We start from the raw sequence: 15,977 nt of genomic DNA, 5'->3' as shown, positions 1-15,977 counted from the left end.
CTGTTTCACCGTCTAAACGATTTCCCACCCGTCGTCGGTCTGCTCAACCACCTCGTCGTCTTCGAGCCGATGAAGCGCTTCCTCGACGATCTCCGGCGGGGCCTCTATTTCTCGGGCCAGCGCCGGGACGGTATCGATACCGTTTGCGAGTCCGCTGACCAGTTCTGCGTACAGCCGGCCGTCGCCGTTCTCGAAGCCGGAGTCGATGCGGTCCCGCACGTCGGTCAGACGGGCCTGTACCCACCGCTGGGCTAGCGACAGTTCGTTCTCTAGCTGCTGGAGATGCTCTAGTTCGCGTGCCAGGTCGTGAAAATTCCCGGCATCCTCCTCCCCCACGTCTATCGAGAGGTGGCGGCAGGAGGGCATCTCGAACTCGGGGTTCGCCGGATAGGCGCTCTTGGTACCGAACTCGTAGGGAGAGACACGGACCTCCAGACGGAGGTTCCGGGCGATAGAAAAGTACTTTCGGCGTTGGTCGTCCGTCCGAGAGTCGACGAGCCCGGCGTCTTCGAGCTTCTGGAGGTGGTCGATGACGGCTTTCGGGCTGACGCCGATGTATTCGCTGATTTCGGTGACGTAGCAGGGCTTGTGTGCGAGTAGTTTGAGAATCCGCCGGCGGTTGGCGTTTCCAAGGAGATTGAGTAACTCGGCGGAGTCCATCGATACGTAGGTAGCGGGTCACGGTTCAAAAGCATGACTCTCGTCGGGCGGTTTGCTGGTGTGTCGCCCGGCTACGTTAGCTGGCCCATCCACGACTCGCTCTGTGAGCCGCTGTTCCCGCTCCCCTGACCGCTTCCGCCATCACCGCTCTGTCCGCCACTGTTCCCTTGCCCGCCACCATCTCCTTCGTTATTCGCATTGTCGTTGCCACCGTCAGCATCGTCATTGCCTCCGCTAGAACTGTCGTCGGAGCCGTCGGCACCGTCACCGTCGGAACTATCGCCAGAATCGCTGGTATCGTCACCGTCAGAATTGTCGTCCGAATTCGACGAATCGGCTGAATTGTCTGTTCCGTCGCCGTCAGAACTCTCCCCCGAGTCATTGCTGCCTTCCGCGGTATCGTCGCCGTTGTCGCGTTCATCCCCGGCCCCGCCGCTGTTACCCCTGTCGCTTCCCTCTTCAGCCCCGTTTCCCTGCGTTGTTTCGTCGGACTCGTCGGTTTCGTTTTCACCGTCGTCAGGTCCATCGTCCGGTGGCCCTTGCTCGCTCTCGTTACGCTGCTGTCCCGGGGCATCAGGGGGCGGTCCCCGCTCGCTTTCGTTGGCACGCTCCCCGGACGCGTTTGCTGGTGGACCCTGCTCACTCCGGTTGACTCCGATGTCGTCGGGCGGCCCTGTCTCACTCTGGTTGACGCCAGCGTTGTCCGGTGGTCCCTGCTCACCCGGGCCAGCAGTCTCTGGCGGTCCGGCGATGCCGCGAGCGACCGCTGCGACCTGCTGACCGGAAAGCTTGCTTGCGTTCTGTTTCAGTCGCTCCAGTGCGGTGTCGTCCACGCCGGTCTGTTCGGCGGCCGTGTCGGTGTCGTTGATTGCGGTCTGTAGGCCTGCGATCTCCGCAGTGAGTCGGCTCTGTTGAGCTACGTAAGCCTGCTCACTGATGGTGCCGTTCTCGTATCGCTGTTTGAGTGTAGCGTTGCGCTCCTGTAGGCGTTCGAGTCGGCGTTCGAGCGAGCTGGCTCTGTCTGTAACCAGTTCGGCTCGTTCGGTTCCATTCGATTGGTTGTATGCCGACTGCCACATCCCGTTCTCGACCGTATCGTTCGCGGCAGCGGAGTTCGACTGCAAGAACGCAGTGAGTTGCGTTCCCATCCCGTTGGCAGAGTCGTTCTGCGTGGCCACTGTCTCCGTCGCGGTCTCCTGTGCTGTCACAGCCGGGAGGCCGACAGCCACAGTCCCGACGATGACCAGCACTGTGAGGAGCGTGGCCTGGCGTGGGCTCATTCCTATCCCTACTTCTGCCCTCCCACATCAAAAAGAAACGCCTTCGTTCGTGTCGTTTACAGACGATTGAAACTACCTCAGATAGTCCAAGAGTGTTTAAGATGTCTTTTGTACCGACTTCTCCACCGGCAGCAGTCGCCAGGCGATTCCAACCGACAGCACCGAGAGTGCGACAGTGGCGAGCGGTAACACGAGGCCCGGGTCGTACCGCAACGGCGGATGATATCCGAAGCCGTAATCGAGCACGTCGTTACCGAGTGCCAGCACCAGCGCGGTCACGAGCGCACCCTTCGTTGTTCGAGCGTAGTGCGGGACTAACAGCCCCTCGGCGACGAAGCCGAGGTGGGTGATGATGATGCCAAAATACGCCCACGGGGCGGGGAAGTAGGCGTCGAAGCCGATGTTTAACGCCACGACGGTCCACAGCCCCATCTTGACAAGCCAGACCAGCGCAATCGTGTGGAGGTACGCCAGTGGCACCGTCAGCGGGACCTCGTCGAGTGACTTGCCGAGGAACGGCAGGAGAGTAGCTACCGACAGCGTCATCAGGAACAGCGCCGCTGGCGAATCAGCGAACAGTGGCCAGAGAAACGTCGACACATCTGCAAGCTGTTTCTGGCCCGGCATCGTCTCGACGTAGAACCGGACACCGACGAGCATCGCGACGGCGTTGACGACCAGTAGCCACACGAGACTCGGCGTCTGTTCCAGGTAATACCGCGCGTACCGACGTGGCAACGGCCCCCGCTGCTCGCTCATAGGTCGACTCGGGGCCGGCCGTGGCAAAGCCCTGTCGGACGGGAGTCGGCATCGGCTCACCGGCCCCCCGAATCCGCGCCGTTTGCACGACGTCAAAAGGTTGCCGGCGAACACTTATGTATGTCAATGACACACATTCAGCTGCACCGATGTTCGAACAGTTTTCGCGCGGATACTACCTCGGCCGCCTCTACGTCGAACCGAGAGACGACGCGGCGGCCGCGATGTGTCGCCAGCAGCACGAGCGAGTGAACGAACAGTTGTACGCCTCCGGGGACGGGGTCGAGCGCACAGACTATCCGCTCGTAATGAAACTCGGCTCCCAACACTTCGCTGTCCACGGGGACGAGCAGGTCCCGGCGGACACACTCGTCGTTCCCGAAGCGATGCTCGAAGACGCCAACGTCCGGAACCCGCCCAGCCTCGAAGAAGTATTTCTGGCGAAAGCGGACCACGCCGCACAACTGCTCTCTATCTCCGAGGGGACGCCGACATTACCTGATACGGCGGTCTGAGGCGCAGAAACTCCGCTTTATTGCATTCTCACCGTCCCCGAGCGGGTCGGAGCTCTCGAAACGTGGTATAAGTAGGTTATACGCTTAAGCTACAGACCAATGCGGTTCGGGACCCTCTATTCACCTGTATGTCACAGCAAAACCACGCTGAGGTTCGGGATAGCGCTGCTGAATCCAAATTCTACCTTCCCGCCGGGGTTACCCCATCATCAGGAACCAGTTGGTCCGAGCGTCTGTGGGCCATGCTGTTCAACTATCGCGTCTGAATCGGCGACATCGCTGCGCGGGAACCCGCTGACCAATGACGAGACTCTCTCGCAGACGCACCAGCTCAGACGAAACACGAACGTCGGAACAGCCCTCGCGCGGTCGGAAACAACGACCGACTCAGTTAAGCTACCGCACGACTACCCTTACCCAGTAACAGGAAATCGAGATAGATTCCTGCCGGGCGTCTCGGCCAACCATCGCAATCGCACGCTCTGGCGCACGCACGCTACTCTACAACATGACTGATATCAAGGCAGTCGTCCGGGTCGAGCACCCTGACATCGTACTCACAGCGACCGTGACTCACGCGCCGGGTTCGAAAGTCAGGTCCGTGTCAGAGGCGGGCACGGACCCGACATCGGGCAAGTTCTTCTACCACATCGAATCGTCCGACTTCCAGCAGTTCGAGGACGGATTACGGAACGACAGCACCATCGGCAAATTCGAACGCGTCATCGAAACCAGAGACGACGAGGCCATCTACAGCTTCGAGTACACGGACAAAGCGAAGATCCTCTCCCCCGTAATCTCCGACGTGAACGGGGTTATCCTCGACATGGCAAACGACGGGAGCGCGTGGATACTGACGACCTGGATGCCCGAACGGACGGCTCTTGCTCGTCTCTGGGACTACGCGCAAGCGAACGACATCGACATCGATCTGCTGCGCGTGAACGAGTACGCTAGTCTGGGGAACACGGACGCAGGGCTGACCGACAGCCAGCGCGAGGCGCTCCTCGTCGCACTCGAAAGGGGGTATTTCGAGGAACCACGGAACGCGACCCTCGGCGATGTCGCCGCCGATCTGGAGATCTCTCAGCCTGCGGCCGGTGGTCTCCTTCGACGCGGCATCAAGCGGCTCATCATCTCCTCGCTGCGAGATGACGGCGAACCGCCGGATTGATCGGTAACGCTCCGGTGTGGTAGCGGTCCGGGAAGTCACTTTTAAGCCCGTCCCCGTCTGCCATCCAGTCGATGCTTGACCGGTTGCTGGGACGAGCGTCGCTGAAAGAGCGGGTGGCCGAACTCGAAGAGGAGAACCACCACCTCGAACGACAGCTCGACGCCGAAAAGGAGCGCCGCGCCGACGCAGCGACCGAACGCCAGCGGGCCGAGACCGAGGTCAATCGGCTGGAGGACCGCGTCGCCGAACTTCAGGACCGAGTCGAACGCCTGCAAGACGAGGAGGGTGAATCGACGTTTCGGGCCGAGGAGACGCTCAGTCGGGCGCGCCTGAGTGAGGTCCTCGACCGGCTGCAATCCGTCGAGACGGAACCGGAAGGCGTCTTTACCGCCTACGTCGATGCGGAGCGCTCCCTGCCGGGTCCAGTCCGGGACGCCTTCGGTGACCGCGCATCGCTGGTCGCCAGCGCCGCGCCGTGTCTCGCAGTCACCGACGACGCCGGCATCCTGTCGGCGTGTCTGTCCGTCCCCGCGCCGCCGTCGCCGTTCACCGGGTGGGCCGACACTGTTCAACTGGAGCGGTCGTGGTTCGAACCGACCGGCGAGCATGTCGTCGCGCTGGTTCGCTCGGACCTGTTCGCCATGGGCGAGTACGACGGCCGGGAGCAAACTGCGTTCCACGGGTTCGATTCGGAGCTGAAAAGCCAGCACTCCAAGGGCGGCTTCTCACAGAGTCGGTTCGAACGGCTCCGGGACCAGCAGATCGACTCTCACCTCGACCGCTGTCGGGCCGCCATCGAGGAGGTGTCGCCCGACCGGCTGTACGTCGTCGGCGAGGGATCGGTCATCCACGAGTTCGAGGACCTCGCGACGACGAAGCCGGTCGACGCGACCGGGGAGCCGGACGCGGCGCTCGACGACGCCGTCCGGTCGCTGTGGACCGTTCGGCTTCGGGTGCCGTAGTTTGGGCCCTGTTCATTCCAGCACCCTCGGTGCCGGTTCCGTAGCTTTTTCGCGGGGCGGTGATTCTGTCCGGCCATGGCCGTAGCCATCTTAACACACGACGCCTTCCACGACCGAGCCAAGACGGCAGTCGGGCTGTTGCGGTACGGTGACCGAACGGTGGAAGCACTTGTCGACCGCGAGCGGGCCGGCCAGCGCGTCCACGACTCGCTGCCGGACGTGCAGGACGCCCCGATTGTCGCGTCGATGGCCGATGCACCCGACGTCGACGCGCTCGTCATCGGCATCTCGCCCATCGGCGGCGAGTTCAACGAGTCCTGGCGCAAAGACGTGCGAACGGCGCTCGAACGCGGGTGTGACGTGTATTCTGGACTGCACGACTTCCTGGCTGACGACGAGGAGTTCGCCCGCCTCGCCGAGGAACACGACGCCGAACTCCACGACCTCCGCAAGCCGCCCGAGGATCTGACCGTGGCAGCGGGAACGGCCGGCGACGTGGACGCGACGGTCGTCACGACCGTCGGGACCGACTGCTCGACGGGGAAAATGACTGCCTCGTTCGAGATCCGTGACGCCGCCCGGGAGCGAGGCCTCGATGCCGCTGTCGTCCCGACCGGCCAGACCGGCATCGCCATCACCGGCTGGGGTATCGTCATCGACCGCGTCATCGCTGACTATGCCGCCGGCGCCGTCGAGCGGCTGGTCGAAGAAGCGCAGGCGGCGGACCTCCTCGTCGTCGAAGGGCAGGGTGCGCTGGCACATCCGGCCTATTCGGGTGTGACGACGAGCATCCTCCACGGATCGGTCCCGGATGCGCTCGTCATGTGCCACGAAGCCGGCCGCGAAGTCATCCACGGCTACGAGTCGTTCGATATTCCACCGCTCCCCGAGTACGTCGACATCTACGAGCGACTGGCCGCGCCTATCTCGGACGCGTCCGTCGTCGCGGGCATGTTGAATACGCGCCACCTTGACGACAGCGAGGCCGCGGATGCCGTCGCAGGATACAGCGACGCTCTGGACGCGCCGGCAACTGACCCCGTCCGCCACGGCGTCCCCGACGAGGTACTGGACGCCATCCTATGAACTGGCGCGTCGATCGTCACGACCTGCCGCTGTCGAACCCGTTCGGCATCTCGCGAGAGACCAGCGAGACGAGCGAGACTGTCATGGTCGAGGTTACACACGAGGGAACCACTGGTATCGGGGCTGTCACGCCGTCGGCGTACTACGACGAGAGCGCCCAGTCGGTGGCTGAAACGCTCCCTGCGCTCTGTGAGACCGTCGACCGCATCGGCGACCCACACGCCCAGCAACGCATCGAACGGGAACTCGCCGAGCAAGCGCCGGACCAGCCCGCCGCTCGGATGGCACTCTCTATCGCCGTCCACGACCTCGCCGCTCGGCAACTGGACCTGCCGCTGTACCGCCAGTGGGGGCTCGACCCCGACGCGGTTCCGCCGACCACCTACACGGTCGGCATCGACTCGCCCGAGCGGATGGCCGAGAAAGCGAGAGAGGCGGCCGACAGCGGCTTCGGCCATCTGAAGGTCAAACTCGGGACTGGGGACGACCAGGCGCGACTGGACGCGGTCCGGGACGCTGTTTCCGACGCCGAGATACGGGTCGACGCCAACGCCGCCTGGACTGCACAGGAAGCTATCGACAATGCGGACTGGCTTGCCGACGCTGGCGTCACGATGCTCGAACAGCCGGTTGCGGCCGACGACATCGACGGCCTCCGCCGCGTGACCGACGCAACTGAGATTCCCGTTGCCGCTGACGAGTCCTGCGTGACTGCGTCGGATGTTCCGCGGGTTGCTGACGCCTGTGATATCGCCAACGCCAAGCTCGTCAAATGCGGCGGCCTCCGGCCCGCAATACGGCTGCTCAACACCGCCACGGCCTATGGCCTCGACTCGATGCTTGGCTGCATGGTCGAATCAAACGCCAGCATCGCCGCGGCGGTCCACCTCGCGCCGTTAGTCGACTACGTCGACCTCGACGGAGCGCTCTTGCTGGCGTCAGACCCCTACGCCGGCGTGCCGCTCGACAGCGATGTGTTCGACCTCACTGCAGTGTCGGCCGGCACCGGGGTCCGGCGGATGCGAGATGCGTAGCTGCGAAGTCGCACAATAAAAATCAGGTTCGCCCGGTGACTACTTACGCCGACTTGACGGCGTCCAGCAGCTCTTCGTAGTCCGGCTCGTTGGTCGGGTCGTCGGCGACCCAGCTGTAGGCGACCTCGCCGTCGTCGTCGACGACGAACACGGCGCGGTTTGACACACCGAGCAGCCCGAGGTCCTCGATGTCAATTTCGAGGTCGTAGTCCTGAATCGCCGACCGGCCCATGTCACTGAGCAGGTCGAACTCCAGCCCGTGCTCGTCGCGGAAGGAGTTCAGCGAGAACGCCGAGTCGGCGCTGAGGCCGAGGACCGTCGCGCCGGCGTCGTGGAAGTCACCGAGGTGCTCCTGCAAGGCCACCATCTCGTTGGAGCACGGCGGTGTGAACGCGCCCGGGAAGAAGGCCAGCACGACCGGTCCGTCGCCCAGGTGGTCGCTCAGTTCGAAGTCCTCTACCTCACCGTTCGCGATTGTCGCCGAGATGTCCGGCGCTGTGTCGCCTGTGGATACCATCACCCGAATATAACGGCGTCAGCCGAATAAATACCCGCCATCCGGCAGGGGATTCCCGGCGCGCTAGCAGGAGCAGGCTGCTTACAGCCACTCCTCGAAGGAATGGTGTTCGCGGCTCGCCGCAATGTAGTCCCGTTGCATCGACTCGATGGCTGTCGAGAGGTCATCGCCGTCGTCGATGTACTCGCGGACGCGGTCGATCTTCCAGTCGCTCGGGGTCATACCGGCTTTGTAGCGGGCTTCAATCGGGTCGAGATACTCGTCGATGCGAGCCTCGGGCACGCCCTGCTCGGATAGCCCCAGACGGGCGTACTGGAAAACCTCGTCGTAGATGTCGTCGTGATCAACCGTCCGCTCGCCCTCGGCCGTCACCCACGAGAGGTCCGCGTCGGAGCCGTCCTGTGCGGCGCTGTAGAAGCTCCGCCTGGCCTCCTGCCACGGCAGTTCCGCGGCGGGGTGGTCGGCGACGACCAGCCCGCGGATGAGGCCGACCGTCAGCGCCTGTAGCCCGATCATGTCCTTGGCGTGAGGCTGGGTCGGGAGCGGGCGGTACTCGATGCGGAGCGACCGCTCGGTGCTTGCTCCCTCGACCGGGGTTCCGCCGGCGACACAGCGGAGCCAGCGCCAGTAGGTCCCGCGCTTGTGGTCGAACTCCCAGAACTCGTCTTCGAACCCGGTCCGGTCATCGTCGTGCAGGAACTCCCGCAGGAACGGCGCGAACAGGTCGTCGTCGACGACACGGCCGACAACATCCGTCGTGTCGTCGAGGTCCTGCGGGACCCGAACCTTCGGGTTCTCGCTGGTGTTGACCGACTGCTCGAAGGCCGCGATTCGGAGTTCGTGGTGGGTGTTCGCACAGAGCCACTCGCCGTCGGTATCGCCATACATGTCCGCGGGGAGGAACGGCGAGTTCACCGACAGCGCAAGCAGCGGCCCGAGCGTCCGGATCGCGGCGTTGTAGTACTCGGGGAACGCTTCGGCGTCCGGAATCTGGAGGTGGGGCTGGATCGAGGTGGCCAGCGACTCGAACAGAATCGTCGGGAACGACCCGCTGTACCCCGGCACGTCGAAGTCGATGCTGCCGCCGGCGTGGTCCAGCGCCTCGTTGTCCAGCGCCACGTATCTGGGGGCCTGCCGCATGTTGTCCGCGAGGACGACGCCGTCGTTCGTCTCGTGCGCCGAGAGGTACTGCTCGCTGCCTTCCTCGGGTGGGATGGTCCACATCGCGTCGAGGACGAGTTCGCAGTTGTGCTTGCTCGCTTGCTGGCGGGCCTGTTTCGTCTGCATCTCCACCGCCGTCGTCTGGACTTCCATTCCGGTCTCGCCGAAACTGTTCGGCTCGGTGTTGACCTCGGCGTTGTGCAGGCCCAGTTCCTTGTTGGCCTCCCCCTCGAACACCACGTCGGGTAAGGGGGTCAGCCGCCCCTTCCAGTCCTCGGGATCCATGTACGGCTCGTCACTTTCTTCCTCGACTGACGACTCGACGGCCGGTTCGGCCTCTTCCTCCTCTGGCGTCTCCGGTTCGTCCTCGGCCAGCGGACTGTCCGGGTCGATGTCGAGCGACGGTCCCTCTCCGGGACCGAAAGAATCCTCGGGCTCGTCAGCGGTTTCGCCAGCATTCTGGTCCGGAGGCGCATCGCCGCCGGGTTCCAGTGGATTACTATCGTCTGGCTCCAGTGACGCCCCGTCGCCGTTTGGTTCCAGTGATGCGCCACCACCGCCTTCTGGCTCCGCTGGCGCGTCGAGTGACCCGCTCCAGGCCGCGCTTCCCGATCCGCTCAGGTCGTTGTTCAGGTCCTCCTCGGTGGCTTCCTCGCTGTCTTCCCCATCGTCCGGTTCGGGCGGGTCCGGCTCGGCGTTGATCGCGTATAGTTCGATCTCCAGACCGACGGAGAACGCCTCGTTGTCGAACTCCCCGGCATCGATGGCTTTCCGGAGCTGCATCGCCTGTTCGTCGACCCGCTCAGTGAACGCCGCGGCAGTCTCGTCAGCGAGCGACCGGGTCACCAGGTCGACGATATCGTCCATGCTCGGTACTGTGTGGGTTCTTCCACTATAAGTGACCCGTCGTTGTCCGACGGGATGTTACTCGAAGAGGTCTTCGTGGCGGGCCGCGAGGTTCGCGTAATCGCCGGAGCTGAACGCCTCGAACACTTCGTTGGGATCGATAGTGGTCTCGGACAACGGTGTCACTGTGGCCGGACTCCCGCGGACAAAGGACTCCGCGGGGACCTCGTATCCCGGTGGGACGACCGTTCCCATCGCGACGATAGAGCCCTCGCCGATGGTGGCATCGCTGACCGTCGAATTGAACCCAACGAGCGCCCCGTCCTTGACCGCTGCATCGTTGAGGACGGCTCCGTGGCCGACCATCACCTTCTCGCCGACGGTCGAAGCGTGGACGATAGCCCCGTCACCGATCGCCGATTCGCGGCCCACCTCGACGGGGGCCACGTCGCCGCGCAACACGACACCGGGCCAGACGTTCGCGTTCGGGCCGACGGTGACATCACCCACCAGTGTCGCCTCGCGGCTGACGTGGGCGTATCCGTGGATGTCAGGTGTGGCTCCCTCGAACTCGTACTCTCGGCTGTCCATACTGCCACCATCGTGTCGGCGGCTCGAAAAGATACCGGTCAGAACGGGGTGGTACCGGTCGTATAGCCGCTGTCGCGTCCGTCCTCACTGCACCCGGAGTGACACCGCGCTATTCGATGTGGACGACGAGGACGGGGACGGGTGCGCTCTGAACGACGCGCTCGGTGACGCTCCCGAGATTGGCGACCCGGTCCCGTCCGGTTCGGCCGTGGGTGCCCATCACGATGAGGTCGATGTCCTCCTCTTCGGCGTAGTCGGTGATCGTCTTGTGGGGAATCCCTTCTGCCATTGTCGTGAGGACCTCGACGCCGGCCTCCTCGCCCCCGACCACGATGTCGTCGAGCGCGACTTCGCCCTCCTCCTCCAGCGACTGCCGAACCTCATCCTGATTGGCCTTGTCGGCCGCGACGTACAGCCGTTTGTCCACGACGTACAGCCCGTGGAGGGTCGCGTCGTTGTCGCGCGCGATCGAGGTGGCGTGTGCGAGCGTCTCCGTCGTTCCCGAACTGCCGTCTGTGGCTACGAGCACCGAATCGTACATATCCGGCTTCTCATGCGAACTGTGCCCACATAGTACTCCCTATCACACTGACACGGTCCGTGACTGTCCAACCAGTGGTGGACCCGTTTGATTCAGTTTCCGTCGTTCAGTGTATAACTGTTCTAACCATTATTTGTCAACAGGAATACTTTTGCCAGTAGCTACCTATTAATTTCTATACGATGCAGGGGAGCACGCAGCCAGACGGGACACGGGCAGAACTGTACGTTCGTTCACTACTGCCCGACGGGCACACGCAGCAACAGGCTGCGGTCATCGATCGACTTCAGGGGCTGTCGGACACTGATGCTCTATCAGATGTCTCTGTTCAGGTTATTGGCCGGCAGATACCGTCCACACCAGCGGAGGCACGGACCGAACTTGGGCTATTCGCACTCAACCGAGTTAGCGTCTTTCAGGAGTGGGCAAAACGCAACGGATGTTCACTCGAACCTGCGTTTCAGGTCCGGTCGGTTGACTCCGAAATATCGGGAGAACAGTACCGGGCACTTGTGTTTCCGGTCCAACTATTAGCCGAGTACACCGGGTCGGAACTCAGGTGCGTGACGCCGCACACGACCGATGGAGAGACCGTCACTGTCATGGACCGGCTTACCATGATCGAAGGCGAGGAAGAATCGACGTTCGCATCGCTGGAACGGGCAAGCGCGGCACGGCCGCCGGCCCAGTCCGAGCTGTCGGCGGCCGACACCGCCGACGAGGATTCGGACCCGCCGTTACCAGAGTAACGCCAGCGTCGCCCGCGTCTCAATACACTTATCCCCGGCCGCCGTCGTATCCTCGGGTATGAGTACGGTCACGGTCACGCTGCCCGACGGGACCCCACTAGAGGTCGAACGCGGCAGCACGGTCGAGGATGTCGCCTACGAAATCGGGCCAGGGTTAGGTGACGACACGGTCGCCGGCGTCGTCGACGGCGACCTTGTCGACAAACACGCGCCGTTGACAGAAGACGTCATGCTCGAAATCGTCACCGAGAGCAGTGACGAGTATCTCGACGTGCTTCGGCACTCCGCCGCCCACGTCTTCGCACAGGCCCTGCAGCGACTCTACCCTGATGCCAAGCTCACAATCGGGCCGTGGACCGACAACGGGTTCTACTACGACATCACCGGCGTCGACATCGACGAGGACGACCTCGAAGCTATCGAGGCTGAGGCCGAGGAGATCATCGAGGAGGACCTCGATATCGAGCGCGAACTCGTCGACCGCGACGACGCCTTCGAACGCTACGAGGACAATCAGTTCAAACAGGACATCCTCGAAACCGAGGCCGCGGACGACGAGGAAGTCTCTTTCTACACGCAGGGTGAGTTCGAGGACCTCTGTCAAGGCCCCCACGTCGAATCGACCGGCGAAATCGGCGGCTTCGCGCTGCTCGAAATCTCGGCGGCCTTCTGGCGTGGCGAAGAGGACAACGAGACGCTGACCCGCGTGTACGGAACCGCCTTCCCAACGGAGGATGCGCTCGATGAGTTCCTCGAACAGCGCCGCAAGGCCGAGGAGCGCGACCACCGCAAGATCGGCCAGGAGATGGACCTGTTCTCCATCGACGAGACCACAGGGCCGGGTCTGCCGCTGTACGAGCCTAACGGCAAGAAGATCCTCAACGAACTGTCGGATTATGTTGCCGGGCTCAACCGCGACGCCGGCTACGATGAGGTCGAGACGCCCCACGTTTTCCGGACTGAACTGTGGAAGAAGTCGGGCCACTACGAGAACTACGTTGACGACATGTTCCTGCTCGACGTCAACGACGAGGAGTACGGCCTGAAGCCGATGAACTGCCCGGGCCACGCCACTATCTTCGAGCAGAACTCCTGGAGCTACCGTGACCTGCCGGTGCGGTACTTCGAAGACGGGAAGGTCTACCGCAAAGAGCAGCGGGGCGAACTGTCTGGCCTCTCCCGGACGTGGGCGTTCACTATCGACGACGGCCACCTGTTCGTCCGCCCGGACCAGATCGAGGAGGAGGTGCTGGCGACGGTCGACATCATCCTCGACACGCTCGACACGTTCAACCTCGACTACACCGTCCAGTTCGCCACCCGGCCCGAGAAATCCGTCGGCGGCGACGAAATCTGGGAGAAAGCCGAGTCGCAGCTCGAAGCCGTCCTCGACGAGCAGGACATCGACTACGTCGTCGAAGAGGGCGACGGCGCCTTCTACGGCCCGAAGATCGACTTCGCCTTCGAGGACGCGCTCGGCCGCCACTGGGACGGCCCGACCGTCCAACTGGACTTCAACATGCCCGAGCGGTTCGACCTCTCCTACACCGGCGAAGACAACGAGGAGCACCGCCCGGTGATGATCCACCGCGCGCTGTATGGCTCCTACGAGCGGTTCTTCATGGTGCTGACCGAGCACTACAACGGGAAGTTCCCGCCGTGGCTCGCCCCCGAGCAGATCCGCCTGCTACCGGTCAGCGACGACAACATCGCCTACTGCGAGGAGATTCAGGAGGAACTCGATGACTTCCGTGTCACTATCGAGGACCGTTCCTGGACCGTCGGCAAGAAGATCCAGCAGGCCCACGACGACCGCGTCCCATACATGTGTGTCATCGGTGACAACGAGGAGGAAGCCGGGACTATCTCGGTCAGGGACCGCAAGGAACGCGAGGAGAAAGACATCGACATCGCCGAGTTCCGCGACCACCTCGAAACCGAAGTCGAGCAACAGCGCACTGCGGTGACGTTCCTTGCCGGCCGATAGCTGCTGTTCGCTCGGCCGATTCTCGCTGCCGATGTACTGACTCCCAGGATGTGCCGGGCACGTGCTTTTAACCCCGGCGGGCGAGCCGACCTGTATGACCACTGACAGCGGTGAGTCGAGCGATACCATGCGGGGGCGCGCTGCGGGGGACACGCGACTCCTCTGGTTCCTCCTCGATGCGGACCGCTGGATCGTTACCGCCTTCCTCTCCGGTGTCCTATTTTTTGGGGTTCTCGCAGCCGGACACTTGCACCCCACACCGGCTATGACGCTGCTGACCCGTGGCGACCCGGTCGAAACGCTGTTCCAGGCACTGATTACGGGGACCATAACCGCGGTTACCCTGGTCCTGACACTGAATCAACTCGTCCTGTCACAGGAACTCGGTGCGGTGGGCGATCAGCGCGAGCGGATGGACGGATCGATGCAGTTCCGCGCCGACGTGGCCGACGCCATCGACACGCCAGTCAGTCCGGCAGAGCCCTCGGCGTTCCTCCGGTCGCTGGTCCGCGGGACCGCCGAACGGGCCGAGAATGCCCAGAACGCCGCCGAGGGGGCGGCGCTCGATGACGACCTGTCGGCGTTACTGTCGAACTATCTGGCGGACGTGACGAGCAACGCCGACAGGGTTACCGACCAGCTCGACGGCGGGACCTTCGGCGAGTTCGATGTCGTCAAGGCCGCATTGAACTACAACTACTCCTGGAAGCTGTACGCCGGTCGCCGCATCCGGGAAGCCTACGCCGACGAACTCACCGACGAGGTCGACGACTCGCTTGCGGAACTCGTCGAGACGCTCGAACTGTTCGGCCCAGCCCGGGAACACTTCAAGACGCTGTATTTCCAGTGGGAACTGTCCGACCTCTCCCGGACGCTGCTGTACGTCGCCATCCCGGCGCTTACCGTCGCAATCACCTCGCTGTTGTTCCTCGATGTGCAGGATTTCGTCGGCGTCACGGCCGGCGTTTCCGACGCGTTGTGGCTCCTCGCGGTGACGGTGACAGGGTCCCTGCTTCCATTCACGGTCCTGATATCGTACGTCCTCCGTATCGTCACCATAACTAAACGAACGCTCGCAATCGGCCCGTTCATCCTCCGCGAGACGAACCGGAGTGTCGACGTCGACTGGGAGTGACGCCGTCACATCACACGGTATAAGTGCCGGTCCGGACTCGCTAATACTATGCAAATTGGCTCGCGTCGGTGTATCCTCAACCCCGTCAGCGGCGACGGCGAACACGCAGACTACGTGCCGCGGCTGATGGAAGCACGTGGGTTCGAGGTGTACGAAACCGAAGCGGCAGGCGATGCTGTCGAACTCGGCAGCGAGGCCGGCAGGGCCGAGGCATCTGAGGTCGCGGTCTGTGGCGGCGACGGGACGGTGAACGAGGTCGTCCGTGGGCTCGACGACGCTGGCCACCTCGACTCGGTGACGCTGAGTGTTATTCCGGCCGGAACGGCGAACCTGCTGGCCGGGAACATCGGTGTCACGGACATCGAACACGGCGTCGAAATCGCCGATGTCGGAGAGGCGCGGCCGGTCGACGTGGGTGTCGCCGGCGACGAACCGTTTCTGGTCTCCTGTATCGCTGGCCTCCCCGCAGACGCCAGCGTTTCGACTCCGGGCGACCTCAAAGAGCGGTTCGGCACGCTGGCGTTTCTGCTCACCGGCGCACAGGAGGCGCTCCGTTTCGACGGGCTCGACATCACTATCGCGGCTGTTGGCGAAGACGGGCCGTTCACCTGGTCCGGCGAGGCCACCTGCCTGCTGGTGGGCAACGCCCGCAAGTTCGTCGCCGAAGGTGGGCAAGCAAACATGGAAGACGGCCTGCTCGACGTGGCTATCGTTGAACAGATGCCAACAGGGAACCTCGTCGCGGAGGCCATCGGCCAGCGACTACTGGCGCTTGATACCGACGGCGTGACCCACGTTCGAGCGGAGGAGATTACCGTCGCCGGGCACGGCAAGGAACTCACGTTCAGCCGCGACGGCGAACTCAGCACGCACGAGACGCTGTCGCTGTCGGTGCGTGAGACCACACTGACGCTGCGAGTCGGGCCGGGCTACAAGCCAGACCCGGCGTGACGAGACGGTGCGACCGGCGGGCAGTGGTG

General features: G+C 63.4%; 16 protein-coding genes. 9 read left to right on the top strand and 7 right to left on the bottom strand.

Translation table 11 applies throughout. From position 1 onward, the window contains the following. Positions 1 to 12: 12 nt before the first annotated feature. The 3 genes from C443_RS09315 to C443_RS09305 all read right to left on the bottom strand — a co-directional run bounded on the left by C443_RS09315 (position 13) and on the right by C443_RS09305 (position 2,699). Positions 13 to 660 (bottom strand): ArsR/SmtB family transcription factor, encoded by a 648-nt coding sequence (locus tag C443_RS09315; RefSeq protein ID WP_005535842.1) that lies wholly within the window; start codon positions 658 to 660, stop codon positions 13 to 15. Positions 661 to 731: 71 nt separating this feature from the next. Beyond that, the gene (locus C443_RS09310; protein ID WP_005535841.1) at positions 732 to 1,940 is read right to left on the bottom strand and encodes a DUF7096 domain-containing protein; all 1,209 of its coding nucleotides are present in this window, start codon (positions 1,938 to 1,940) and stop codon (positions 732 to 734) included. Positions 1,941 to 2,036: 96 nt separating this feature from the next. Further along, entirely contained in the window at positions 2,037 to 2,699 is a 663-nt protein-coding gene (locus tag C443_RS09305) for a DUF1405 domain-containing protein (RefSeq protein ID WP_005535839.1), read from the bottom strand. 149 nt (positions 2,700 to 2,848) lie between these two features. On the opposite strand from C443_RS09305, the gene C443_RS09300 reads away from it, so the two are divergent. The 5 genes from C443_RS09300 to C443_RS09280 all read left to right on the top strand — a co-directional run bounded on the left by C443_RS09300 (position 2,849) and on the right by C443_RS09280 (position 7,470). Continuing rightward, entirely contained in the window at positions 2,849 to 3,214 is a 366-nt protein-coding gene (locus C443_RS09300) for a DUF5802 family protein (RefSeq protein WP_049944012.1), read from the top strand. A gap of 508 nt (positions 3,215 to 3,722) precedes the next feature. Next, entirely contained in the window at positions 3,723 to 4,388 is a 666-nt protein-coding gene (locus C443_RS09295; protein WP_005535835.1) for a helix-turn-helix domain-containing protein, read from the top strand. Between the two features lie 71 nt (positions 4,389 to 4,459). After that, entirely contained in the window at positions 4,460 to 5,350 is an 891-nt protein-coding gene (locus C443_RS09290) for a Vms1/Ankzf1 family peptidyl-tRNA hydrolase (protein WP_005535833.1), read from the top strand. Between the two features lie 75 nt (positions 5,351 to 5,425). Further along, the gene (locus C443_RS09285; RefSeq protein ID WP_005535831.1) at positions 5,426 to 6,436 is read left to right on the top strand and encodes a DUF1611 domain-containing protein; all 1,011 of its coding nucleotides are present in this window, start codon (positions 5,426 to 5,428) and stop codon (positions 6,434 to 6,436) included. Next, entirely contained in the window at positions 6,433 to 7,470 is a 1,038-nt protein-coding gene (locus C443_RS09280) for a dipeptide epimerase (protein WP_005535830.1), read from the top strand. Before C443_RS09285 ends, C443_RS09280 begins: the two co-directional genes overlap by 4 nt. A 43-nt stretch (positions 7,471 to 7,513) precedes the next feature. On the opposite strand, the gene C443_RS09275 is transcribed toward C443_RS09280, so the two are convergent. The 4 genes from C443_RS09275 to C443_RS09260 form a co-directional block, all read right to left on the bottom strand. Next, a complete protein-coding gene (locus C443_RS09275) occupies positions 7,514 to 7,987 on the bottom strand; it encodes a peroxiredoxin (RefSeq protein ID WP_005535829.1) in 474 nt (157 codons plus the stop codon). 81 nt (positions 7,988 to 8,068) lie between these two features. Next, entirely contained in the window at positions 8,069 to 10,015 is a 1,947-nt protein-coding gene (locus C443_RS09270) for a hypothetical protein (RefSeq protein WP_005535827.1), read from the bottom strand. Between the two features lie 57 nt (positions 10,016 to 10,072). Continuing rightward, on the bottom strand, positions 10,073 to 10,585 hold the full coding sequence (locus C443_RS09265) for a gamma carbonic anhydrase family protein (protein ID WP_005535825.1): 513 nt from the start codon (positions 10,583 to 10,585) through the stop codon (positions 10,073 to 10,075). 109 nt (positions 10,586 to 10,694) lie between these two features. Next, a complete protein-coding gene (locus C443_RS09260; protein ID WP_005535823.1) occupies positions 10,695 to 11,126 on the bottom strand; it encodes a universal stress protein in 432 nt (143 codons plus the stop codon). Between the two features lie 182 nt (positions 11,127 to 11,308). On the opposite strand from C443_RS09260, the gene C443_RS09255 reads away from it, so the two are divergent. From C443_RS09255 to C443_RS09240, 4 genes are all read left to right on the top strand, one after another. Further along, positions 11,309 to 11,875: an HTH domain-containing protein gene (locus C443_RS09255; protein WP_005535821.1), complete on the top strand. Its 567-nt coding sequence runs from the start codon at positions 11,309 to 11,311 to the stop codon at positions 11,873 to 11,875. 58 nt (positions 11,876 to 11,933) lie between these two features. Beyond that, on the top strand, positions 11,934 to 13,862 hold the full coding sequence (gene thrS / locus C443_RS09250) for a threonine--tRNA ligase (RefSeq protein WP_005535819.1): 1,929 nt from the start codon (positions 11,934 to 11,936) through the stop codon (positions 13,860 to 13,862). Between the two features lie 94 nt (positions 13,863 to 13,956). Then, on the top strand, positions 13,957 to 14,997 hold the full coding sequence (locus C443_RS09245) for a hypothetical protein (protein ID WP_005535818.1): 1,041 nt from the start codon (positions 13,957 to 13,959) through the stop codon (positions 14,995 to 14,997). A 48-nt stretch (positions 14,998 to 15,045) separates the two neighbouring features. After that, a complete protein-coding gene (locus C443_RS09240) occupies positions 15,046 to 15,948 on the top strand; it encodes a diacylglycerol/lipid kinase family protein (protein WP_005535817.1) in 903 nt (300 codons plus the stop codon). Positions 15,949 to 15,977: the final 29 nt, after the last annotated feature.

It is taken from the genome of Haloarcula argentinensis DSM 12282 (assembly GCA_000336895.1).
Lineage (GTDB): Archaea > Halobacteriota > Halobacteria > Halobacteriales > Haloarculaceae > Haloarcula > Haloarcula argentinensis.
The sequence above is the reverse complement of the archived record's forward strand: the minus strand, read 5'-3'. Positions and strand labels throughout refer to the sequence as shown.